Raw genomic sequence first — 21,718 nt, 5'->3', positions numbered from 1 at the left:
GATTGGACGAGGACGTCGCCCAGACGCTGCGCGTACTGCGCGGTCACCTGGCCGAGCTCGTTCCTGCTGCCGACACGGCCGAGGTCGACCGCCAGGTCGCCGCGCTGTTGCGCGAGAGCGACGACGAACGGCTCCTCGGGCAGCTGACGACCCTGTATGGGGCCGTACCGGGGCTTGAGGCGTGGGTCTCCTCGGTGCTCGCTGATCCACTGCACCGGCCTCCGGCCGCGCAGGACCGGGCCGTGCGCGGCGTGGATCGCCCGCCCGGCGACGGGGAGCCCGTCGCCGCCGACCGCTTCGGCTGCCCCGAGAGGGACTACATCTGGTACCGGCTGAGCGTGGCCATGCCCGTGCCCCGGTGCCCCACCCATGATCGTGTCCTGATCCGTGAGGACTGACCAGCGTGGACAAGTTCTGGGAAGGCGCGGCAGCCAAGCTCGCGGACAGGTTCGGGGCGGCCGCTGGACCGGCGCTGGTGTTCTGGGTCTGCGGTGCGCTGGCGTGGGTCCGCGGTCACGGCCGCCTCACCGACCCGGCCGGACCCGCGGCACGCGGCCTCGCGTGGCTCGCCGCACAGCCGGGGCCGGTCCAGATCACGATCCTGCTGGCCGTTCTCGCCGCCGTCGTCGCCAGCGCCGTGCTCGTGCAGCAGCTCACCTTGCCGGTGTTACGCCTGCTCGAAGGGTACTGGCCCGCCAGAATCGAGCGGCTGACCCGCGCACTCGCCGACCGCCACGTCACAGCGGCGAGAAGCGACGTCGATGCCTGGCAGGAACTCGCTCCGCGGGTGCTCGCCGACGGCGCCCAACCCGGTGACCGGGCGGAGCTGCGCCGCTTCCAGACGCTGGACAGACGCATCCGCCGCCGTCCGGCCCACCCCGTACAGATGATGCCGACTCGGCTGGGCAACGTCCTTCGCGCCGCCGAGACCCGTCCCGTCGACAAGTACGGCCTCGACATCGTCGCCGTCTGGCCCCACCTCTGGCTGGTCCTGCCCGAGCAGACCCGTACGGAACTGGCCGCCGCCCGGCTGCGCCTGGACGCCGCCGTCGCCGCGTGCATCTGGACGGTGGCCTACCTGGTCTTCACTCCGTGGACCCTGTGGGCGCTCCTCGCCCTCCCCGCCGTCGTGCTCGTCCACAGGTTCTGGCTCGTCCGTCGAGCCGAGCACTACGCGGACCTTGTGGAGACGACCGCCGATCTCTATCGCGCCCACCTCTATCGGCACTTGGACTGGCCGCTCCCAGCCTCTCCCCGGGAGGAGAAGGCCACCGGCCGGGCCGTCACCTCCTTCCTCGTCCGTGGCAGCGACAGCAGCACCCCTCTGTACCGACGACCGGCGGATGACAGCACAGCGCGCACTCCCAGCCACTGATCGCAGCCGTCAGGGCGACGGTGCTCGGCCAGATCATCCGACATCGGCCGGGCTCGTGGTGGTGGTGCGGCGCCTGGCCGGCCAGTCCAACCAGTACGGCCACCGAGGGCGCGGCCACCGGCGGAAGGCTCGGACCGGAAGCTGAGTCCCCCAATGATCCCGACGGGGTGCTCCGGATGGTCATCGGGAAAGCTTCTGGGACCAGCGTGCCGACGTCCATGAGGTAGGGCTGCCCGTCGCTGACATGGAGATCGAACGACACGGTCTCGGTGGTGGTCATGGGCGCGAAGACTACGATCATGAGCCGACACTTCCGGTCGAGCCGCCGACCAGATGGCGTGGGCCCGTACGGGCGAAGAGGCGGAGGTAAGGCGGGGCCGATGCGATCATCGGCCCCGCCTTGCGGCTCTCGCGGTCAGTGCAGTGAGGCCGGCAGTGCGAAGGACGGGAAGTGCTCGGGGCCGAGGAAGGAGACGATCTGGCAAATGCGCGCGTCGTCGAACGCGAGCACGGTGATCGACCAGGCAGTGTGCGCTCCGATGGCGTCGCCGCCGAGGTAGAACGCCACGGCGGGCTGGCCGTTGGCGCTGGTGGGAAGGCAGCGCCAACTTGAGCATCTGGTGATGGGGACCTGCATGGCGAAGTCGGTGACGGCCGCCAACCCCTGGTACCAGGTCGGCAGCGGCGGCATGGACCAGGTGACGTCTTCGGTCAGCAGGGGCACCAAGGCGTCGATGTCGCCACGTTCCAGCGCCGCCGCGAACGCGGCCACGAGCTGCCGCACCTTGGCGTCGCCGATTTTCCGCAGCGCCTGCTGCTGGCTCAGGGAGGGGATCTTCTCTGTCACGAGCCTGCGGGCCCGCGCCAGGGCGGAGTTCACCGACGTGGCCGAGGTGCCCATCATGGTGGCGATCTCGGCGGCGGAGAATCCGAGAACGTCGAACAGCAGCAGCGCGGCCCGCTGGTTGCCCGGCAGGTGCTGCAGGGCGGCGACGAAGGCGAGTTCGACGGATTCACGCTGCTCGTAACGCGCCTCAGGGACGGCCCGGCCGTCGGCGAGGCCCTGATCGGGGTACGGGCCCAGCCAGGCGACCTCGGTCAGGGGGGCGGCGTCAAGCACGGCTCGTTCGCTGGGCGAGCCGAGGTCGGCGGGCAACGCCCGCTTGGCGCGGGAGTCGGCCAGGTCCAGGCAGGTACGGGTGGCCACGGTGTAGAGCCACGAACGCAACGAGCCACGTCCCTCGAAGCGCGCGAGCCCTCGCCACGCACGCAGCAGGGCATCCTGCAGGGCATCGTCGGCGTCGTGACTCGAGCCCAGCATGCGGTAGCAGTGGGCATGCAACTCCTGGCGCAGCGGTCCCACCAGGCGGGCGAAGGCGGCGTCATCCCCCGCGCGAGCCTGGGCCAGGTCGGCGTCCTGAACGCGCTGCACCGCCAGGTCCGTCTGGAGCCCAGAAGAATTTTCCCCCATGAGCGACGATTGTGCCCTACAACGGCAGTCCTACCAGGTGAGGGGTCACATCGGCCCTTGTTGAGGAGGACTGCCATGACATCGATCGGATCTCGTCCCACGCCCGGATGGTTCGACATCTCCACTCCCGATGCCTCGCAAGCGCGGCACTTCTATCAGGAGCTGTTCGGCTGGACGGTGAACGTCATCGACGAGACCTACGCGCTCATCGGTGGTGACGGCGACCGTCCCGCAGGCGGTATCGGCCAGGCCGGTCCGGACAGCCCGTACACCGGGATCGTGGTCTACTTCGCGGTCGACGACGTCGAGGCCGCACTGGCGCGTGCGGAACGGCTGGGCGGCAGCCGCGTCATGGAACCGGCGCCAACGCCCCTGGGACGGATCGCGGTGTTCGCCGACCCCGACGGCAACCATGTCGGTCTGGTGAGCCACTGACCATGACCGACTTTGCACCGAAGCCAACACCGCACCACCGAACCGATATCTGGTCGCTGACCCACACCGAGCGGGCGGCCCTCGCGGCCGACCTCGCGGGGCTGACCAGCGAGCAATGGACCACGCCGTCCCTGTGCACCGGGCTGACGGTCCGCGAGGTGCTGGCGCACATCACCGCAGGGGCGAGCCTCACACCGGTACGGTGGCTGACCGGCGTCATCCGCTGCCGTTTCGACTTCGACAAACAGGTGGCCATGCGCTTGGCCGAGCAGCTGGGCGCGACCCCGGCCGAGACGCTCGCCGGGTTCCGCGGCATCGTCACCAGCACGACCAAGCCGCCCTTGCCCGTCATGGCGCTGCTGGGCGAGACAATCGTGCACGGAGAGGACATCCGACGCCCATTGGGTATCCGGCGCGACTACCCGATCGAGGTGCTCACCCTGGTGGCCGAGTACTACCGGCGCTCCGACATGGTCGTCCTCGCCAAGGGCCGGATCCGGGACCTGCGCCTCGTCGCCACCGACGGCCCCTTCACGACCGGCTCCGGCGCCCTGGTGGCCGGCCCCACACTGGCACTGATCATGGCGATGACCGGACGCACCGGCTACTGGAACGAGCTCGAGGGCGACGGTGTGGCGACCCTACGCGCCCGCGGCAAGGTCACATGACTGCTCCGCCCATGCCGGCCTCCTTGCGCAGCAGCACTGAGCGTTCGCGCTGATTGGCGCAGAGCCGGGCCGCCGGCTCCGGCTCGCCGCGCGCTTCCGGTCGCCGTCCGAGCCGGGCCGGCAGCTCACCGCGTACGGTCGGGATCAGCTGCGAACCGGGGAGCCGGTTTGAGGCGATCAGCTCGCTGCTCGGTTTGACCATCCGCCTGATCTGGCCGGGGTCGTGGTCGGCGATCGAGGCAAGCGTGGACAGCAGTACGCAGGTGCCCAGATCGCCCTGGGCCACGTCGTCACCGCTCGGGCCGTCCGGGGGGAACACGATCTGGCGCTCCAGTGTCAGCCGTTTCACCGTGGTGTCACCGGCTTGCGGCTTCTCGTCGAGGTAACGGTCGCCGTCGGGATCGATCACGTCGCGGTCGATCGGAGGTGGCAGGGAGGCCATCGACTGGTTGTGGGTGGAGAAGAGGTTTTGACTGTCCGGATGGATCGGCGCGTACGTCACCGCGTACTCCAGTGAAGACCTTTCGTTCGCCGTGAGAATGCCGTCGCGTGCCTGCAGGGATTGAGGGACGATCGACGACAAACGGGCGCCGTCGTACGGTTCGTTCCCTTCTCCGATCATCTGATCGAACGCAGTGGCGACCAGCTTCGGCAGGAGGTTGTACGGCCCTCTCCAGAAGAGCACGGCAGGTCGAGGGGCAGGTACCGCCACGGGCAGCCCGAGCGCACCATGTAAAGGATCGCGTTCACGATCTCCCGGCGCGGATGCTTCTCCGGACGCCCGCTGGTGCTCGGCTCGGGAAGTAAGGGCTCGATCAGCTCCCATTGCGCGTCGGTCAGGTCCGAGGGGTAGCGATCTGGGGGCATCCGGCCACCCTGACGGCATCCGCGCCAGTCGTCACGCCGCCACGCCGAACATGAATGATCTTCTCAAACACGCACTAAAACATCCAAAATAGGAGATGTTTCTGGACACTGCCGGGAGGGGTGCTGTGACCGGCTGGGCATACGCACGAGTCTCAGCCCGTGACCGGAACCCACAACTACAAGTCGATGCCGTCTTCGCCATCGCCAAGCCGGAGAGCGGCTCGTGCTGCCGTTCGCGGCACGGCGCTCGCGGTGCTCGCCGGGTGGGCGGCGGTCCCGCCGGCGGTCGACGTCATCGTCGGTGGCCGGTCTTCCCGAGCGGCGACCGTGCGGGTCAGTCCACCAGGCCGGCGCGGTAGGCGGCAATGGCCACCTGCACGCGGTTGGTGACGGCGAGCTTGTCGAACAGGTGTGAGATGTGGCTTTTGACCGTCGCCTGGCTCATGTTCAGACTGGCCGCGATCTCAGTGTTGGAGCGGCCGAGCCCAACCTCGGTGAGCACTTCGCGCTCGCGGCTGGTGAGGGTCTCCAGCCGGGCCAGCGCGTCATGGTGCCGTCGGATCGGCACGTGGGTGGTGACCCGGTGGATCAGCCGCCGGGTCACCCGCGGGGACAGCATGGAGTCGCCGCCGTGCGCGACGCGCACCGCGGCGATCAAGTCGTGCGGTGAGGTGTCCTTGAGCAGGAAGCCGCAGGCCCCGGCCTCCAGGGCGGTGAAGACGTGCTCGTCGCTGTCGAACGTGGTGAGGATCACCACTGCGGGCGGCCGGGCGAGCTCGCGGATGGCCTCGGTGGCGGCCAGGCCGTCGGACCGCGGCATCCTGATGTCCATCAGGACGACGTCCGGCCGGAGGCGGCGAACGGCGTCGACCGCCTGGTCCCCGTCCTCGGCCTCCCCCACGATCTCCACGTCGGGAGCGGATTCGAGGATGAATCGCAGCCCGGCGCGGATCAGCGACTCGTCATCCACCAGCAGCGTTCTGATCATGTGTGCCCCTCGCGGATGCGTCCCACGGCAACCGGCCCTCGAGACGCCAGCCTCCCGCATCGTCGGGCGCGCTGCGCACCGTTCCGCCGATCAATCGGAAACGTTCCGCCAGGCCCACGAGACCGGCCCCGCCGCCGGAGGGGTGCGCCCCGGGCCTGAGCTCGTTGACGACCGCGATCGTGACGCCGTCCTCCGGGCTGCCGGTCACCGAGACAGTGACAGGTGCGCCGAGGGCGTGTTTGTGCGCATTGGTCAGCCCTTCCTGGACGAGCCGGTAGGCGGCCCGGGCCGTCGCCACGGGCAACGGGCCGAGGTCGCCGTGCAGCGTGACGGTGTTGCCGGCCGACGCCCACGACTCCACCAACCGCCGCAGGTCGGGAAATCCGGCGTCCTGTCCGGCCCGCAGCACGCCCACGATCTTCCGCAGCTCTTCGAGTGCCTCCTGTGCGGTGAGCCGGATCAGCGCCGCCTCCCGCTGGATCCGCGCCGGTTCCGCGCCGGCGTTCACCTCGAACCCGCCGGCGTGCAGCGAGATGAGGGTGACCTTGTGTGCGAGCACGTCGTGCATCTCCCGCGCGATCCGGCCGCGCTCGGCGGCCTTCGCCTGTTCGTCGCGCAGGTGCCGTTCGGTCTCGGCGCGCTCCGCGCGTTCGCGCAGTGATCGGGTGAGCTCGCGGCGGGTGGCGGCGTACAGGCCGGCCAGCAACACGGCGCCGGTGGCGGCCATCGCAGAGAGCAGCGCGTCCACTCCGAACCCGCCGTTGTCGATCCACTGCTGGGCCAGGAATCCCGCGACACTGATCGCCGCCAGCGCCGCGAACCGCGCGCCCAGCCGCGTCCCCGCACCAGAGAACAGGCCGATCAGCAGCGGCCCGGGATTGCCCGACAGCGCGTACGCGACCGCTCCGACGGCAGCGACGGCGGCCGGCCACCGCTTGCGGAACCACACGGCGCTCGAGGCGACCAGGCCGGCGGCGGCGATGACTCCGCGCGGCAGCGGCGCCCACGGCGTCTTGACCGCCAGGACGGTCAGGAACAGGCAGAACGCCACGGACGCCACGCTGATCGCGTGCGGGCCGGATGTGACGAGCCGCCGCAGCGCGCTCCGGTATGGCACCATCGGCCCAGCGTAACCAGGGCGGCGCGGGCACCACCTCGGCCGAGCGTCGATGCCGACCGTACGAAATCTCCGACTTTAGTGTGATGCAGCCATGGCCGTGATGGTGATGCGGCCGCACCCTCGCCGGCCGCACCGTTGATGACCCCGACAACGTCAGGAGTCACGCCGTGTGGCCAGTCACCCTCCCTCGCCTGCTGCTCGTCGCCATGCTGTCGCTGGCGGCCGTCTCGACCCCCACCCCGGCGTCGGCCGTGGACATTCCGGACACCCGTGAGCTGACGGACTTCTTCGACGCCGCGATGGCGCGAGGACTGGAGGCCAACCATGTGCCGGGCGCGGTGGTCTCGGTGGTAGGCGGCGGACGGACCCTCTTCAGCAAGGGGTACGGCCTGGCCGACCGCGAGAACCGGACGCCGTTCGACCCCGAGACCTCGCTGGTGCGGATCGCCTCGGTCACCAAGCTGTTCACCTGGACCGCAGTGATGCAGCAGGTGCAACAGGGACGCCTGGACCTGCACGCGGACGTGAACCGCTACCTCACCACGTTCAAGATCCCCGCGACGTACCCCCGACCGATCACGCTGACCCACCTGATGAGCCACACCGCCGGGTTCGAGGACAGCGCCATCGGCCTGGGCTCGCGGAGCAAGGCCGACGTACCGCCGCTGGGCACGTATCTCGCCGAGCACCTGCCGGCGCGGGTGCGCCCGCCCGGAGAGATGTCGGCCTATTCGAACTATGGCGCGGCGCTGGCCGGATACATCGTGTCGCGGGTGAGCGGGCAGCCGTACGACCAGTACGTACAGGACCACATCCTGGACCCGCTCGGCATGCGGCACAGCACGGCCGCCGAGCCGGTCCCCGCCGCCCTGGCCGCCGGCCAGGCACGCAGCTATGACTACGACGAGGGGACGTACCAGCGCAAACCCTTTGTCTTCGACAACCTCGCGCCCGACGGATCGATCAGCGCCACCGCGAACGACATGGCCCGCTTCATGATCGCCCATCTGCGGAACGGGCCCCTGCTCGACGAGCCCACGGCCCGTCTCATGCACCAGCGGTCCTTCACCGCCGACCCGCGGATCGACGGGTACGCCCACGGGTTCAAGGAGCAGACGCTCAACGGGCACCGCGTGATCATGCACGACGGCAGCTGGGAACGCTTCCAGAGCGCGCTGCTGCTCGTACCCGACGCCGACCTCGGCCTGTTCGTCTCCACCAACGGCGTCGGCGGCATCGACGCCGTCACCGAGCTCCTGCCCGCTTTCTTCGACCGCTTCCTCCCCGGCGATCGCGCCGCACCCGCCGCCTCTTCGAGCAGGACGGCCGCTCCCGTGGCGGGCTTCTACAAGCCGACCCGCAGCGTCGAGTCGACCATCGAGAAGGTGCTCACGCTGACCGGCTCCTCCCGGCTGCGGATCGAGGACGGCGGGAAACTTGCGTTCATGGGCAAGACGTGGAGCCCCCTGTCTCCAGGGCTCTACCAGCAGAACGGCGGATCACAGCGACTGGCGTTCGTCACCAACGGCGCCGTCACGTACGCGGCCACCGACGGTCCCGCCTACGTGCTCATCCCCTGGTGGGACACTCCCCCGGCCAACCTCGTCGTCGTCCTGGCGTTCGCCGTCACCGCCTTGACCGCCGTGCTCGGCCTGCCGCTGACCGCCGCCATCCGGCGGCTGCGGAGGCGTCCCTCGCGGACGTCCCGCGCCTGGCGGGCCGGACGGCTCCTCGCCGGCCTGGCCGGCGCCGTCGGGCTGGTGTTCGTCGTCCTGTTCGTGCTGATGCTGACCGGCGAGACGAGCATCCTGTACGGGGTGCCGACCTCCCTCCGGGCCCTGCTGCTCCTTCCTCCGCTGTTCCTGGCCCTCACCGTCGCCGCGATCACCACCACTGTCATCGGCTGGAGGCGGCCGGGCGTCGGCGTCCTGGCCCGCGGCCACCAGGTGATCCTGCTGGCCGGAATGCTGGCCCTCGTCTGGTTCTGCCAGCACTGGAACCTGCTCGGCTGGCAATTCGGCTAGCTGATGCCGCGCCTCCTGCAGGAGGTGACCAGTGGCCCGGTGCCGGTGACGATCGTATTGGGGTGTTCACGAGTGTGTCCGGCCTGGGACGAAGTGATGGCCTGGAAGATCGCTTCCCAGCATGAATGTGATCGTTTCCCAGGTGGGAAGGCGTCGAACCGACGAGGAGGCTCGAGCGACAGGCGTCACAACATGCCCAGCAGAATGGGCGCGGCGTTCATGGCGCCGTGGACAACGAGGATGGGCCACATCAGTCGGTATCGGCTCCACAGATAGCCGAGGAACAACCTGTGCACTCCTTGAAGGTCATCCTGCAGAAGGTCGGCGCCCGCTGGTGGCTGGCCAGAATCGTGATCACCTGAGGGATCTTGTCCGGTCTCACGGCGTTCGTGCCCAATGTGTCTGGCAGTTCTACCTCCCCAGGTTCCTGCTCGGCATGGCAGAGGCGGGCTTCGTTCCAGGCGTACTGCTCTGTCTCACTCAGTGGCATCCCTCGCGGCGGCACGCTCGCATCATGGGGTCCCTCCTGATCGGCCCGCCCGCCGCCCCGCTGCTGGGCGGGGCCCTTGTCGCGCCGCGGAGGTGAACCGGTAGGCCGGCCTGTGGGCATGACATCTACAGGTGATCAACCTGTGCAGGCCGGAGCCGATGGGCCGGCGGCGACAGCGTCGGGGCGATACGGCTGTCGGACGCATGCGATCTGCCCAAGGCTGTGCGCGGCATCGCCGAGCGGGGCGCGGGTCATCGGGCATGCCGACTCCAGACAAGCGGCGAGTCCTGGCGACGTCTGCAGAGGTGCGGGAGTAGGAGGCATCCGGCATGTAGACACTGTCTACCAGACGCTGGTAGACAGTGTCTATGCATGAGGAGGACGCCGGGCTGCGTGCCCGCCTGATAGAGGTCGGCGTGGACCTGGTGACCCGCGAGGGGACGCAGTCGCTGACACTGCGTGAGATCGCCCGGCGGGCCGGAGTCTCGCACGGCGCACCGCGCCGTTACTTCCCCACTCACCTGGAACTGCTCTCCGCCATCGCCCGCGAGGGCTTCGCGGCCCTGGGCGCCGAGGTCACCCGGGCGCTGGGCGACGGCCGGGCAGATCCACGCGCGCAGTTGACGACGCTGGGCCGGGCATATCTCGAATTCGCGCTGGCCAACCGCGGCATGTACGAGCTGATGTTCCGCCATGACCTGCTCGAGAGCGATCATCTGGGCCTGCGGGAAGCCAGCCTGCCGCTGTTCCATGTCGTGGTGGATCTGCTGACCCGGGCAGGCCTGCGGTCGGGTGTAGACCCGCGGATCGCCGCAGGCGTGCTGTGGGCGAACGCGCACGGCCTCGCCCAGCTATGGGCCTGGGGCAGCCTGCAACTGACCACCGGATCGGCCGAGCTCGAACCGCTGCTGCGGGCCGTACTGGAGGCGCACCTCGGGCAGGAACCGCAGTGAGACCGGGACGCCACCGCCACCTCACGCTGGTCGCCAGCGTCACGGGGGCGGTCATCGTCGCCCTCGACGGAACCGTGCTCACCATCGCCCAGCCCACCCTGCAACGGGACCTGCACGCCTCCTTCGCGCAGGTCCAGTGGACCAGCACCGGCTACCTCATCGCCGTGGCCGCCCTGCTCGTTCTCGCAGGCAGGCTCGGCGACCGCTACGGCCACCGGGAGGTCTTCGCCGTGGGGACCGTGGGCTTCGCCGCCACCTCGGCGGCGCTCGCCCTGGCGCCCGGCGCCGGCTGGGTCATCGGCCTGCGCGTCGCCCAAGGAATTTTCGGCGCGCTGCTGCAACCGGCCACCCTCGGGATGCTCCGCGCCGCGTTCCCGGCGGACCGGCTCCCGATGGCCATCGCTGTGCGCAGCAGCGCCATCGGGTTGGCGGCCGCCGCCGGCCCGCTCGTCGGCGGCGCCCTGATCGCCCACTTCGGCTGGCGTTCGGTGTTCCTCTTGAACGTCGCCCCCGCGCTCCTGATCGGCGTGGCCGCTCTGGCCGTCCGCGTGCCGGCGCCGCACGACACGGGTGCGGCCGTCGGCACCGGTGCCAAGGCCGGTGCCGGCGCCCGAACCGCCCGGCTCGGACTGACCGGCGCCTGCCTGCTGGCCGCGGCCCTGGCCTGCCTGATCCACACCCTGGTGGAGGTACCACGTACGGGATGGGCCCCGGGCACCGTGCTCGGACTGGCCGCGGCCGTCGCGGCGGGCGGCGCGTTCGCCTGGCACCAGCGGGTCGCCGCCCACCCGCTGATACCCCGGCAGGTGCTCGCGTCGCGGGCGCTGACCGCAGCGCTGGCCGTCCTGCTGGCGAGCTCCGCCACGATGTTCGGAGCGCTGTTCGTCGGCAGCTACTTCCTGCAGGAGGTCCTGGCCCTGGACCCGTTGCAGAGCGGGCTGCGCGTGCTGCCGCTGGCGGTGATGATGGTGGTCGGCGCGCCGGTCGCCGCGGTGCTGGTACGCCGGCAGGGACCCCGCCGGACGGCGCTGGGGGCGATGGCCCTGGTCAGCTCGGGAATGCTGCTGCTGGCCGGCGTGGAAAGGTCGGCGGCCTCACCGGCAATGGCCGTGGCGTTCCTCATGCTGGGCGCCGGCTTCGGCACAGTGATGGTCACGGCGACGGCCGTCGTCGTGCAGCAGGCGCCCGCCGACGACTCGGGGGTGTCCGGCGGACTGAAGCAGACCATCATGAACATCGGCCCGGCGCTGGGCATCGCCCTGGCCACCACGTCGATCACGCTCATCGCGCCCGGCCTGGCCACAAGGCAGGCCGGTGACGGGGGATCGCGGTGGACGGCCGCGGCCTTCGGCGGCGCGATGGGGCCCACGCTGCTGCTTCTCGCGGCCGTCGCCGCGCTCGGCGTCCCGGCGGCCCTCAGGCTGCCCTCGGGCGCCGCCGCCGACCCGGCGTCGCGCCGAGCATGACCGTCTCGATGCGGTGGCGAAACAGCAGTCGCCGGTGTCCAGGTGGAAGTGCCAATCCGAGCGAGGTTCGGGAAAGGTCTGGATGGAAGAGCAGCACGATGTTGTGGCTCGGCAAGGTGGTGACGGGCCTCTGCTCGAACCGGACGGAACCCGCCCGGGCGCGCCGCGAGAGGGACCCGGCGGCCCGTGGCAGGCCGCCGGGCCGGTAACCGGTGGTCAGCTCGGGATCGCGCTGCCCTCGCAACCTTTGCCGATCTGGCCCGTCTCGAAGTACCGCGCCACGTCGGCGGCGCACTTGGGCACCCGGGTGGTCGACACGTGCACGTCGTCGGCGACCGTGTAGACGGTGCCGCCGATGGCGCGCCGCGTCTGCAGCGTCCATTCGTAGACGGACATGAACTCGTGCAGGTGCCCCGCCAGCACCAGTGACCCGCTGCTCCGCTTCAACGTGGCCTGCTGCACCGGCAGCGGCCAGCCGGGACACATGACAGGCAGTCCCCAGGACCGGCCGGTCGCCGGGTGGCGCTTCACGAGCTGCTGGTAGTCACGCCAGGCGGTGTCGAAACCGGCCCGGCTGCTGTCCTCGTTGCACGCGACGGCCAGGTTCATGGTCCTGTTCAGTGTTTCGGGCGCGCCGGGCACGGGCGTCCCCGGCATCGGTGCGCCGAGCAGCTCCTTGACGGTGGGCGGGGCGGTGGTGCCCGTCGCCGTCCGCAGTTCGGCCAGCGCCTTGCCCGCGCGCACCCACTCGGTCGAGTTGCGCCTGGCCAGGTCGGCGACGGCCGAGCCGTCGATGGGCCGCTGCAGGTCGGTGTAGGTCTTGGGGCTCTTGTCGTACGTGCTGACCAGCTTCGCCACCTCCTCGCGCACCGTCCGTGCGGTGGCGCCGAGACCGTAACTCCCGTCGCGGCGGGCCAGCCAGGCGGCCAGGCGCCCGAAGTTGCGCTCGGCCGCCTCCGCGCTGTCCTTGGCGTGCTCGTCAATACGGGTCCACGGCGGCGCCACGCTGTCCAGGAAGGCCCGTCCGGTGTGCCCGGGGAACAGGCTGCGGTACACCATCCCCAGATAGGTGCCCCATGAGAAGCCGAGCAGGTTGAGTTTGCTCTCACCCAGCGCGGTCCGTACCAGGTCCAGGTCCTTGGCCACGTTCTCGGTGGTGAGCTGTCCAAGGAAGGCCGGGTCAGAGCTTCCACACTTCTGGTTGGCTGCGACCTGGGCGTCGTATATCTTCCTGGCCGCCTCCTTGGTCAGCGCGCCGGGCTCCTGCGGGCCGTTTGGCGAGAAGGTGCAGGCGACCTTGGTGCTGTACCCGACCCCGCGCGGGTCGAAGCCGATGATGTCGTGTCGCTCGTTGAGCCCCGCCATCTCCTCGTTCCTGAGCGCGGCCCGCAGGACCGGGTCCAGGTATCCGCTGTTGCCCGGCCCGCCCGGCAGGACGGCAATGGCACCGAGCCGGTGGGCCTCGTCCGTGGCGGCCAGCCGGGTCACCGCGATGTCGATCTTCCGCCCGCCGGGGTCGCGGTGGTTCAGCGGGGCGCTGACCGTGCCGCACTCCAGGCGCTTCACCAAGGAGCGGAACGCCGTAACCCTGTCCTCCGCCACGCCCAGGCTGCGGATCACCTCGTCGGAGTAGGCCGGGCAGGATTTCCACTGCACGGAAGACACGCCGGAGCTCGAGGTGGGGTTCGCAGTGGCGCTCGCGGCGATGGTAGCGGTGGCGCCCGCCGCGGAAGGATGCGCCGCCAACCCCGCCATGGCCAGGGCCAGCGCCGTCAGTGAAGTTCGGTAGGTCATGCGGATCAGTAGTAGAGCAGCGGTTGTTTCCTTACCGTTTCTCTGAGGATTGTCGCCCGCCCCACCTGTCTGGAAGCATCGAAGATGGCAGTGAGAGATGCTCCTGACCTGGGAACTGTCATTTCGACGGATATCGAAGTACCTGCGTTTGCGTCATCGAAGTTGGCAGTACGGAGCCGAAGATCAACTGTGAACGTACTCGTGTGGGTGCCATCAGGAGCACGTTCGACGTCAGCGCAGTGCCGTCGCGAAGACGAGACGGTTGGCACTGGTGTAGGCGTGTTCGCGTTCGGACCATGCGATGCGGGAGGTGATCTGTTCGGGACTGGCCAGATGGTGACTGGAGTCGGTCAGGCGTTCTGCCCACCAGCGGGCGTTGCGGGATTGGCGGTCGAGGATCGCATCAAGGATGGCAGCACGGCGCGCAGCGGTGAGTCCGTAGGCGTCGGCGAGCACTCGCACCTGGGCAGCTTGTGCGGTGGCCGGCGGCGCGGTGGTCTTGGAGGAGATGCACCACGTCCAGGCCATGTATCCGATGTCCTCGAGGGGATGGCCCGGGGCGGCGGTGTCGAAGTCGATGAAGGCGACTGGTAGCCCGGCGCGGAACACCGTGTTGTTGGGTCCGGGGTCGTGATGGCAGATGACGGGGTGCTCCCCAGTGAGGCCGCTCTTGCGGGTGGCGTCGTGCAGCGAGCGAAGAAGCGCTCCAGCTGAAGCGACTTGAGCGTCGCTCCAGCGCTGGAACCTGGCCGGCACCCAGCCGGGCAGGTAGGTGAAAATGTCGCGATCGGCTTCGTCTCGTCCGAGGTAGCGGGGCGCTCCCGGGAACTGGCATTGCTCAAGATGGGTGAGCAGGCGGGCGACGAAGGCGGAGGAGGCCGTGGCGGGCCGCCGAACGGTATTAGCGACCCGGACGACACCTGAGGTGATGCGTCCTCCGGTCAGGGGAATTTCAGCGGGGGTCGGTCGCATCAGTGAAAGGTCTCCTGTTCAAACGCCCGTAGCCGCCCGGACACCTGCGGTGGTCTGCCAAGGACGAATGCCTTCGCCGGCCAGGAGTAGCGCCGCCTCGGGCAGGTCGAGGTCTTCAACGGTCTTGGGTGGGTGCAGGTGGTGGGGTGCGCCCGGTTCCCAGAGGGCGAGCGGTTTGAGCAAAGCAGGGTCGACGGTTCTGATCTTGAGGTGGTTGAGAACCCGAGTGGTGACAGCGGTGGGGTGGTGATCCTCGCAGAATTCGTGCCAGAGCGTTCCGGCCCAGGGATCGTAGCGGCGTTGGTCCATGAAGTAGCGCAGCGCGTCCAGCAAGGTGCCGGTGAAGCTGAGCTCGGCGCAGCCGTCGGCATGTCCACCCAGGGCATCCACCAGCAATACGCCCGCCAGCAACTCTTTGCCACCCGAAGCTATCGCCGGACGGTCTAGTCACCGTGCGCCGTCGACAGTTCCCGTTCAGCGAGAAACTCATCCAGCAGCGTGAAGAGGACCTCGATAACCTTGGCTTCCTCCTCGCGGGACAGATCCCACCGCTCCCATCCATCAGGGAGCGCGATATGGCGCACTTGGCCATGCCAGCCGTGATTGCAGTCCTGGCCTCGCCGAGCTACCAGCCACTCCCGCCAGCCACGCAGGCCAGGACCTCCATGCCGCAGCGCGTTCTGGTCATAGCCGTCCAGAAACCCTTCCACCCCAGCGAGCCTCGACCCGGCCACGAACATGCCCAACCGCTTGGCCATGAAGGCGAAGTACTCGCGTTCAGTCATTGCCGCCACGTCCGTCGTCACCGATTCGCCTCCCGACGCCACCGCCAACCTGTTCTTGGTGACAAGTATGGCTGGGATGTGACAACTATCTCTGGTGTCTGGAAGCAGCGAAGATGACAGTTAGACCTGTCCCGGACCTGGGCACTGTCATTTCGACGGATATCGAAGTACCAGCGTTTGCGTCATCGAAGTTGGCAGTATCCGGTCGAAGATCACGTGTCATGCTTCGGGTCGGACTGGGCGGACGCTGTGACGCCGGGTCCGAAACTATTCTGGCCTAGGGTTCCAGCAGAGCTTTGGGAGTCGGATCGCCAGATGTCTGGCGTCGCTGGACATCGCTTTGGTCGGTCGCAGCAGGGCAGCCCCGAGGTCTCTGCCGGGAGGTCAGCTCACGTTGCGCCAGTAGGCATGTTGGTGGCTCGTGCTTTTGATCACACGCGGTGTGGATGCATCGTGCGGCCAGATCTGCAGCAGATAGCGGTCGATGACCTCGTCCATCGAGCTGTTCACCTCGGCGCCCTCGTCCATGTTCGCGGCGTGGTAGCGCAGCCGATACCACCCCGGACCCGAGGGCAACTCCGGTAGATCGTGGACTCGTTCACCTGCCCACTCACATAACCAGAGGCGTCCGATCTCGGATCGGAAGCTGATCTCCACGATGTCCTCATACCCGTCAGTGTCTGCTCCCGGATCGCTGTCGGCCACCGTCACCGAGAGGCCGACGATGCCCGTGTGCAGGCCCGTGACCAGGAGAGCCTTGTCGTCCTTGACCCGGAGGATCCCCACGGGGTGCTCCGGATGGTCATCGGGGAAAGCTTCTGGGGCTAGCGTGCCGTAGTCGATGAGGTAGGCCTGCCGGTAGCTGACGTGGAGATCGAAAGACACAGTCCGCGCGGTGATCACGGCTGTCAATCTTAAGATCACGAGCTGACATTTCCGATGGCCTGTGCTCCTTTATGGGGTGTCACGTCAGGCACGCTGCTCTCCCACGGACGCAGTCCTTCGCCGGCCAGCAGCAGCGCGGCCTCGGGCAGGTCCAGATCGTCGACGGTCTCGGCTGGGTGCAGGTGGTGGGGCGCGCCTGGTTCCCAGAGGGCGAGTGGTTTGAGCAGCGCCGGGTCGACGGTTCTGATCTTGAGGTGGTTGAGGATCCGGTTGGTGACCGCGGTGGGGTGATAGTCGTCGCAGAACTCGTGCCAGAGGGTGCCAGCCCAGGGGTCGTAGCGGCGTTGGTCCATGAAGTAGCGCAGTGCGTCCAGCAGGGTGCCGGTGAAGCTGAGTTCGTCGATGATGAGCATCGCAGCGGCGCTGAGCAGCGGTCCGGGCTGGTAGGAGAGCAGGTCGCCGCAGCGTTCGCGGGCGGTGGGCCCGGCGGTGAGGGCGAGTTGGTCGCGCAGGTGGCAGAACTCGTGGAAGGTCCACCAGAGGTGGGCGTCGGTGTCGGCGGGGAGCATCTCCGGGGTGCCGAAATAGATTGCCAGGCGGAACAGCAGCTCATAGAGGTCCCAGAACGCCTTGGTGGGTTCGATGGGTCCATCGCGTGGACGGTGCAGTTGCGCCAGGAGGTCCTGCTGGATGCGCAGCAGCCGCTCGCTTCCGACCGGCTCGCAGGGGAGCCGGGCGAGCTGTTGCCGGCAGTTGCGGGCGCCGACAATGCGCCCCTGCGGGCCGAACGGTCCGTTGCATTCGCGCCGGTAGCGAGGGGTGTCGCCGACACTGATCCGGCTGTGGCAGCTCGGGCACCAGCCGGTCAAATAGACGCGGTGGATCGGGCAGACCACGCAGGGCAGCAGGTGCCAGGCGATGCGCCAGATCGGGTCGGGCCCGGCCAAGCACCGGGGACAGACCGCGGCAGTGTCGGCGCGCCAGGGCCAGGGCCGGGTGCTGGTGGTGCCGGTCCAGCTGTAGGTGATGAACTGGCCGCCCTGGCTCATCAGTGCCATGCGCATCATGGCGCGGGCGCGCAGCCCGGTGGCGTCGCGCAGGTTCTCGAAAACGTACTCGCCGTCGAAGACGGTGAGGAAGTCCTCGCCCAGGGTGTAGCGCTGCGGGGTGTAGGGAGGCAGGCCGAGCAGGGACGCGACGGTGTCGCGGTGGCTGTGCTGCACTTCGACCAGGCGGAAGAACCAGGAGTGGAAGGCCTCGCCGTCGGCCGGTGGCGGCACCAGGGCCAGCCGGCGAGGCGGCGGCCGGTCCGGTTGCCGCTCCTCGAGTTCGAGGTGGTGCCGGATCATCCGGTGCCCGCGTCCTGGCCGGAGGCGGGCGGGGCCTTCTTGGTGCGGCGCCGTGCAGCGGCCTGGCGGCGGGCTTGGGTCTTGGCGTAGTCGACCTCGTCGTCGTGGCCGAGCACCACGCTGTCGAGGACGTAGCGGGTGAGCGCTTCGACGCCGGTGTCCATCGCCGTGTGAGCGGCCTCTTTGAACAGCATGGCCAGCGCGCCGATGTAGCCGGAAGTGCGTTCGTGCAGGTAGCGCCAGTGGTGCAAGGTCAGATCGTCAGGCTGGTGATCGAGCAGGATCAGGTTGCTCTCGAAGTGACGCACCAGCGACATCCAGGTGCGCTGCTGCTCGCGGGTGGCGATCGGAAACGGGGCCAGATGCTGCAGGTCGGCGAAGCGGGAACCGAACTGACCGGCCCTCCCGCGCTCCTGTCCCTGCGCAGCGCTGCCTGCCTTGCCCGGGCGGGTGCGGGGTGGGGCGCCATCGGTGAACAGGTTGCCCTCCTCCAGCAGGATCCCGGCACCGACGATGGTGACTGCGGCGTGGTTGGCCAGGTTCTTGATGTGGTCGTTGGTCTCCTGCCCGCCGTCGCGGATCTTGTCCAGCATGTGCAGGTCATCCAGGAGCAGCAGTTCAGTGCCGCAGGCCTCGATCGCGTCCAGCACGGGATCGGTGAGCGTCCACTTCGTCGCCGTGCGGCCGGGGTTCGGGACGTGCAGGAACTTGCCGATGGCCTGCGACAACATGCCCGCGGTCGCGCCGGTGCTGGCGCTGACATAGATCACCGGCACCCGGTCGCCGAGAAAGTCGCCGCGGAAGTCGGCCGGTGACACTCCTGGGTCGGGAGCCAGGTCGGGGTGGCGGCGCCACCAGTCCAGCTCGCACTCTTTGCCGATCAACTTGAGCAGGGACGTTTTGCCGCAGTGCCCGGGGCCGTTAATGATCGCGCTGTGAAAGGTGGCGTCCTGACTGTAGCGGCCCTGCGTTAGCTTCGGCTTCAACGCGGCCAGCACCCGCAGGACCTGCGGATGCTTGAGTAACGGCGGGTTGGCGTTGCAGCTTCTGCGCATTTCATCGAACGGGTCCTGTCGGTCGGCGGCCCAGCTGTCGTACTCGCCGCGGCTGACCGGCTCCGGCCGGGGTGGCGCCGGGCGGGCGCAGAACTCCCGCCACTGCTCCTTGGTGCGTGGCTGCGCGACCCGCTTTCTCATGCGCGGTCCGGACCCCGCCCGCCGGGATCCCAGATCTCGAACTTCTCCAGCTCGGACAGGTCCACCACGGCGTCCTCCGCCGACTTCTCCTCATCGGCCGGCGGGACCAGGGTCAGCGCCGGAGGCTCCTCCTGCTCACCGAACCGACCGCGAGCTTGATCACGTTTGATGGCGCGCGCGTCCTCGCGGGCCCGCAGCAGCTCGCGTCGGCTGCGCGCGGTCGCCGACTCGGGCGCGTCCATCCGGCGCTGCAGATCCACCAGCGCCTCGGCGATCTCCTGCTGGCTCGGTTCTCGCAGCCCGCCGTCGCGGAGTAGCTTGCGGGCCTGTTCGACCATCCGCGTGGTGAATGGGATGGCCGGATCCGGCAGGTGTGTCCAGAACAGCACCTGCCAGGCGCCTTCGAGGAAGATGAACACTCTGCTGGGGTCGCCGGGGTTGTAGCGGATCGGCCACTTCCGGCCCTTGCCCGGAACCGGCGATATCGCCCGCCTATGGTCGCCCAGGACCGGATCGTCATAGATGAGGTAGTCGAGCTGCACCCCCTCCGGGCGGATCACCCGATACTCGATCGGCAGCCGCTTGCAGTAGTGGTGCGATTGCGGCGGGCAGACGATGTAGCCGTAGCGGGCCACCATCAGGCTGTAGGCCTGGTTCGGCGACATCTCCAGCTCTGGGAACCCCGGGACGACCAGCCCGGAGTGCACGCGCCGCTGATAGACGGCCACCACATATTCGGCGAAGAACTCCTCCAGGTCCTCCAGGCTCCACCGGGCAGCGTGCTCCACCAGCCGGCCCCGGCTGGAGGTGTCGGAGCCCTTGTAGCCGGCGACATGCTTGGCGAAATCTTCCCGGACGGTGCCGAAGGCGCGTTCGATGTTGGCCTTGTCGGTCGGGTTGGCCTTCCGGGCCAAACCCAGGTTGATCCCCAGATCGAGGCATGCCTCGCGCAGCGCGTCGGACAGGTTGACCTTGGCGTGGTCGACCAGGATCTGCTCCGGCCAGATCACCGGCCGGGCCGCGGCCAGCTCCAGCCGCTCCTCCAGTTCGACCTCGCGGGTGATGGGCAGGCGCAGCATCCGGAAGGCCAGCGCCTGCTCCCAGCCGGGCCGCATCGGCTCCGGGGTGACCGAGTCGTTGAGCAGCATCACCACATCGACCGCCCGGGTGTCGCCCACCGTCATCCGCCAGGCCAGCAGCGTCCGGGTTGCGACATCGATCGCCAGCACGAGATGCACCTTGTGGGTGACGTCGCCGATCGGGTCGTAGGCGATCACGTCCAGCGGGGTGGCGTCGATCATCACCACCTGCCCCGGCCGCACCGCCTCGTCCGGCCCGTAGGAACGCTGCGGCCGCGCCGCCGCGCTGCGCCGCGACGGCGCCCGCCCGAAGGTGTACTGACCCGGCAGCAGCACCTCGACATAGCGGGCGATGGTCGAACTCGAGGGCAGCTTCACCACACCCGGCCCGTGCTCGTCGTCCAGCCGATCCTGCAGCCGCCGATAGAACCGGTCCAGGCCGCCGTTGGAGTCCTCCCGCTCACCGACTCGATGCTGGGCGAGAATCGCATCCAGCACCCGCCGATCGGCGCGGGCCAGTGGATCGCGTGCCTCGGCACCGCGCCCATCGATCAGCCCGGGGCGTTCCTCTGTGCGGAGACGGCGCAGCTTGCGCCAGACCGTCCGTTCACTGATGCCGAGTTCAGCGGCCTTGGCCTTGACCCGATCGCTGCGCCGGGGATGCAACACCAGATCGTAGGCAGGCCGCGGCTCACCTGGCGCGGCCTGCTCCGGATCGCCGCTGCGGTAGCCGGTCTTGATCTCGTTCAGGTGCGCTTCGAGGTCACGCACCGAGGCCGCTTTGTCCTCGGCGAGACCGTCCAGCAACGCTCCTCTATCGACCAGGCTGGAGGGCAGGTCAACGGGGCTTTCGCTCAGTAGTCGGAACCCGGGCGCCGCCATCAAGGCCGCGATGTAGATGGTGGTCCACTCCCCAGCGGCCGACAGCAGGTGAACCTCGCTGCCACCCTGGCCGACCACCTGGTGGCGTTCGTCGCGGAACCAGACCCACGTGCCCTTGGCCAGCCGACGGCCGCCAGCCTCGTCCAGCTCGCTCATGGGAGTACTCCGGCATCGCCGGTCGCCGCAACGGCCCAGACCATGGTGGTGTCCTCCAACGGGCGTGAGAGCTCCGCCGCCAGTTCGCCGGTCCAGCACAGGTGCAGCACGACCGCGCGGGCCACCAGGGGTTCGGCGGTGAAGCTGACCAGCTGCCCCAGCGGCACCGGCTCGCTGGCCAGCGACAGGAGTTGCGCCCGGTAGTCGCTCACCCCGACCATCTCGCGGCGATAGCCCGCCAACGCCAGCACGTTGATCGTGCGCTGCCGCCCGGCCGGCTCGCCGACCAGCTGATAGCCCCAGCCCGCCACCGCGCAGCAGGCCGCGACCCGCTCAGCGGTCGTCTTCACTTTCGCGTCGTTCAACCGGCCGGGGTTCTTGACCTCCATCACCGTCGCCGAGCCGTCCACCCGGCGGACGAACAGGTCCGGCGTGGCCTTCCACGCGCCGCGATTGTCCACGCCGAACAGCTGCATTGGCTGGCCAGAGAAGCCGGTTACCTCGGGATCGAAGTCCAGCATCGTCATCCAGACGCTTTCCAGATACGACTCACACTCGATCATCCGGTTCGTTGTGGATGACCAGTGCATGCTCGGCGTGTGCGCCTGATCAGCCCGGTGCGGGATCCGCCGGATCGCGCCGCAGTTCTCAAACGCCACCTCGGCAGCGACTTCCAGCGGAAGCTGCTCTTCCTGCCCGTCCGGATGCAGAAAGCGAACCTGGACGCTGCGTAACTGCAAGTCGGCGGCCTTCATCACGCCTC

Annotated in this window: 20 protein-coding genes and 1 pseudogene; 7 read left to right on the top strand and 14 right to left on the bottom strand. The window is 69.0% G+C overall.

Going from position 1 to position 21,718, the window contains the following annotated elements; translation table 11 throughout:
* The first annotated feature begins 2 nt into the window (after positions 1-2).
* Together AB0H84_RS28735 and AB0H84_RS28730 are read left to right on the top strand one after the other, a co-directional pair.
* Positions 3-398 (top strand): hypothetical protein, encoded by a 396-nt coding sequence (locus AB0H84_RS28735; protein ID WP_357610616.1) that lies wholly within the window; start codon positions 3-5, stop codon positions 396-398.
* Positions 399-403: 5 nt separating this feature from the next.
* Positions 404-1,375 (top strand): hypothetical protein, encoded by a 972-nt coding sequence (locus AB0H84_RS28730; protein WP_357610613.1) that lies wholly within the window; start codon positions 404-406, stop codon positions 1,373-1,375.
* Between the two features lie 415 nt (positions 1,376-1,790).
* Here AB0H84_RS28730 and AB0H84_RS28725 read toward each other — a convergent pair whose 3' ends face one another.
* Positions 1,791-2,846: a sigma-70 family RNA polymerase sigma factor gene (locus AB0H84_RS28725; protein WP_357610611.1), complete on the bottom strand. Its 1,056-nt coding sequence runs from the start codon at positions 2,844-2,846 to the stop codon at positions 1,791-1,793.
* Between the two features lie 75 nt (positions 2,847-2,921).
* Between AB0H84_RS28725 and AB0H84_RS28720 the strand changes: the two genes are divergently transcribed.
* Both AB0H84_RS28720 and AB0H84_RS28715 read left to right on the top strand, forming a co-directional pair.
* The gene (locus AB0H84_RS28720) at positions 2,922-3,281 is read left to right on the top strand and encodes a VOC family protein (protein WP_357610608.1); all 360 of its coding nucleotides are present in this window, start codon (positions 2,922-2,924) and stop codon (positions 3,279-3,281) included.
* Between the two features lie 2 nt (positions 3,282-3,283).
* On the top strand, positions 3,284-3,949 hold the full coding sequence (locus AB0H84_RS28715) for a maleylpyruvate isomerase family mycothiol-dependent enzyme (RefSeq protein WP_357610605.1): 666 nt from the start codon (positions 3,284-3,286) through the stop codon (positions 3,947-3,949).
* On the opposite strand, the gene AB0H84_RS28710 is transcribed toward AB0H84_RS28715, so the two are convergent.
* The 4 genes and pseudogenes from AB0H84_RS28710 to AB0H84_RS28695 all read right to left on the bottom strand — a co-directional run bounded on the left by AB0H84_RS28710 (position 3,942) and on the right by AB0H84_RS28695 (position 6,924).
* Positions 3,942-4,571, bottom strand: coding sequence for a hypothetical protein (locus AB0H84_RS28710; protein ID WP_357610602.1), 630 nt, complete (start codon positions 4,569-4,571; stop codon positions 3,942-3,944). The genes AB0H84_RS28715 and AB0H84_RS28710 overlap by 8 nt on opposite strands.
* Positions 4,572-4,633: 62 nt before the next feature.
* Positions 4,634-4,816: pseudogene (locus AB0H84_RS28705) on the bottom strand (transposase); the annotation flags it as partial.
* A gap of 334 nt (positions 4,817-5,150) precedes the next feature.
* Positions 5,151-5,804 carry a response regulator transcription factor gene (locus AB0H84_RS28700; RefSeq protein ID WP_357610599.1) on the bottom strand — a complete coding sequence of 218 codons (654 nt, stop codon included), beginning with the start codon at positions 5,802-5,804 and terminating at the stop codon, positions 5,151-5,153.
* Complete coding sequence (locus AB0H84_RS28695) at positions 5,779-6,924, bottom strand: histidine kinase (protein WP_357610596.1); 1,146 nt, start codon at positions 6,922-6,924, stop codon at positions 5,779-5,781. Before AB0H84_RS28695 ends, AB0H84_RS28700 begins: the two co-directional genes overlap by 26 nt.
* 167 nt (positions 6,925-7,091) lie before the next feature.
* On the opposite strand from AB0H84_RS28695, the gene AB0H84_RS28690 reads away from it, so the two are divergent.
* From AB0H84_RS28690 to AB0H84_RS28680, 3 genes are all read left to right on the top strand, one after another.
* Positions 7,092-8,948, top strand: coding sequence for a serine hydrolase domain-containing protein (locus AB0H84_RS28690; RefSeq protein WP_357610593.1), 1,857 nt, complete (start codon positions 7,092-7,094; stop codon positions 8,946-8,948).
* A gap of 858 nt (positions 8,949-9,806) precedes the next feature.
* Positions 9,807-10,391 carry a TetR/AcrR family transcriptional regulator gene (locus AB0H84_RS28685; RefSeq protein WP_357610591.1) on the top strand — a complete coding sequence of 195 codons (585 nt, stop codon included), beginning with the start codon at positions 9,807-9,809 and terminating at the stop codon, positions 10,389-10,391.
* Positions 10,388-11,857, top strand: a complete 1,470-nt coding sequence (locus tag AB0H84_RS28680) for an MFS transporter (protein ID WP_357610589.1) — start codon at positions 10,388-10,390, stop codon at positions 11,855-11,857. The genes AB0H84_RS28685 and AB0H84_RS28680 overlap by 4 nt, the downstream gene beginning before the upstream one ends.
* Positions 11,858-12,073: 216 nt before the next feature.
* Here the strand turns inward: AB0H84_RS28680 and AB0H84_RS28675 are convergent, their stop codons facing one another.
* From AB0H84_RS28675 to AB0H84_RS28635, 9 genes are all read right to left on the bottom strand, one after another.
* On the bottom strand, positions 12,074-13,651 hold the full coding sequence (locus tag AB0H84_RS28675; protein WP_357610586.1) for an alpha/beta fold hydrolase: 1,578 nt from the start codon (positions 13,649-13,651) through the stop codon (positions 12,074-12,076).
* Positions 13,652-13,882: 231 nt separating this feature from the next.
* Positions 13,883-14,623, bottom strand: coding sequence for an aminoglycoside phosphotransferase family protein (locus AB0H84_RS28670; RefSeq protein WP_357610583.1), 741 nt, complete (start codon positions 14,621-14,623; stop codon positions 13,883-13,885).
* A gap of 18 nt (positions 14,624-14,641) precedes the next feature.
* Entirely contained in the window at positions 14,642-15,034 is a 393-nt protein-coding gene (locus tag AB0H84_RS28665; RefSeq protein ID WP_357610580.1) for a hypothetical protein, read from the bottom strand.
* 32 nt (positions 15,035-15,066) lie between these two features.
* Complete coding sequence (locus AB0H84_RS28660; protein ID WP_357610577.1) at positions 15,067-15,429, bottom strand: hypothetical protein; 363 nt, start codon at positions 15,427-15,429, stop codon at positions 15,067-15,069.
* A 363-nt stretch (positions 15,430-15,792) separates the two neighbouring features.
* Positions 15,793-16,311 carry a hypothetical protein gene (locus tag AB0H84_RS28655; RefSeq protein ID WP_357610575.1) on the bottom strand — a complete coding sequence of 173 codons (519 nt, stop codon included), beginning with the start codon at positions 16,309-16,311 and terminating at the stop codon, positions 15,793-15,795.
* Positions 16,312-16,328: 17 nt separating this feature from the next.
* On the bottom strand, positions 16,329-17,642 hold the full coding sequence (locus AB0H84_RS28650; protein WP_357610572.1) for a TniQ family protein: 1,314 nt from the start codon (positions 17,640-17,642) through the stop codon (positions 16,329-16,331).
* Positions 17,639-18,838 carry a TniB family NTP-binding protein gene (locus AB0H84_RS28645; protein WP_357610569.1) on the bottom strand — a complete coding sequence of 400 codons (1,200 nt, stop codon included), beginning with the start codon at positions 18,836-18,838 and terminating at the stop codon, positions 17,639-17,641. The genes AB0H84_RS28650 and AB0H84_RS28645 overlap by 4 nt, the downstream gene beginning before the upstream one ends.
* Positions 18,835-20,955: a hypothetical protein gene (locus AB0H84_RS28640; protein ID WP_357610566.1), complete on the bottom strand. Its 2,121-nt coding sequence runs from the start codon at positions 20,953-20,955 to the stop codon at positions 18,835-18,837. The genes AB0H84_RS28645 and AB0H84_RS28640 overlap by 4 nt, the downstream gene beginning before the upstream one ends.
* On the bottom strand, positions 20,952-21,710 hold the full coding sequence (locus tag AB0H84_RS28635; protein ID WP_357610565.1) for a TnsA-like heteromeric transposase endonuclease subunit: 759 nt from the start codon (positions 21,708-21,710) through the stop codon (positions 20,952-20,954). Before AB0H84_RS28635 ends, AB0H84_RS28640 begins: the two co-directional genes overlap by 4 nt.
* Positions 21,711-21,718 lie beyond the last annotated feature (8 nt).

This window comes from Nonomuraea sp. NPDC050786, assembly GCF_040654115.1.
In the GTDB taxonomy this organism is placed as follows: Bacteria; Actinomycetota; Actinomycetes; order Streptosporangiales; family Streptosporangiaceae; genus Nonomuraea.
The sequence above is the reverse complement of the archived record's forward strand: the minus strand, read 5'-3'. Positions and strand labels throughout refer to the sequence as shown.

Excerpts from the sequence above, each read along its gene's own strand:
- AB0H84_RS28640 (WP_357610566.1), bottom strand. The coding sequence starts at position 20,955 with ATGAGCGAGCTGGACGAGGCTGGCGGCCGTCGGCTGGCCAAGGGCACG.
- AB0H84_RS28635 (WP_357610565.1), bottom strand. The coding sequence starts at position 21,710 with ATGAAGGCCGCCGACTTGCAGTTACGCAGCGTCCAGGTTCGCTTTCTG.
- AB0H84_RS28675 (WP_357610586.1), bottom strand. The coding sequence starts at position 13,651 with ATGACCTACCGAACTTCACTGACGGCGCTGGCCCTGGCCATGGCGGGG.
- AB0H84_RS28685 (WP_357610591.1), top strand. The coding sequence starts at position 9,807 with ATGCATGAGGAGGACGCCGGGCTGCGTGCCCGCCTGATAGAGGTCGGC.
- AB0H84_RS28715 (WP_357610605.1), top strand. The coding sequence starts at position 3,284 with ATGACCGACTTTGCACCGAAGCCAACACCGCACCACCGAACCGATATC.
- AB0H84_RS28725 (WP_357610611.1), bottom strand. The coding sequence starts at position 2,846 with ATGGGGGAAAATTCTTCTGGGCTCCAGACGGACCTGGCGGTGCAGCGC.
- AB0H84_RS28670 (WP_357610583.1), bottom strand. The coding sequence starts at position 14,623 with ATGCGACCGACCCCCGCTGAAATTCCCCTGACCGGAGGACGCATCACC.
- AB0H84_RS28720 (WP_357610608.1), top strand. The coding sequence starts at position 2,922 with ATGACATCGATCGGATCTCGTCCCACGCCCGGATGGTTCGACATCTCC.
- AB0H84_RS28645 (WP_357610569.1), bottom strand. The coding sequence starts at position 18,838 with ATGAGAAAGCGGGTCGCGCAGCCACGCACCAAGGAGCAGTGGCGGGAG.
- AB0H84_RS28710 (WP_357610602.1), bottom strand. The coding sequence starts at position 4,571 with ATGATCGGAGAAGGGAACGAACCGTACGACGGCGCCCGTTTGTCGTCG.
- AB0H84_RS28695 (WP_357610596.1), bottom strand. The coding sequence starts at position 6,924 with ATGGTGCCATACCGGAGCGCGCTGCGGCGGCTCGTCACATCCGGCCCG.
- AB0H84_RS28650 (WP_357610572.1), bottom strand. The coding sequence starts at position 17,642 with ATGATCCGGCACCACCTCGAACTCGAGGAGCGGCAACCGGACCGGCCG.
- AB0H84_RS28700 (WP_357610599.1), bottom strand. The coding sequence starts at position 5,804 with ATGATCAGAACGCTGCTGGTGGATGACGAGTCGCTGATCCGCGCCGGG.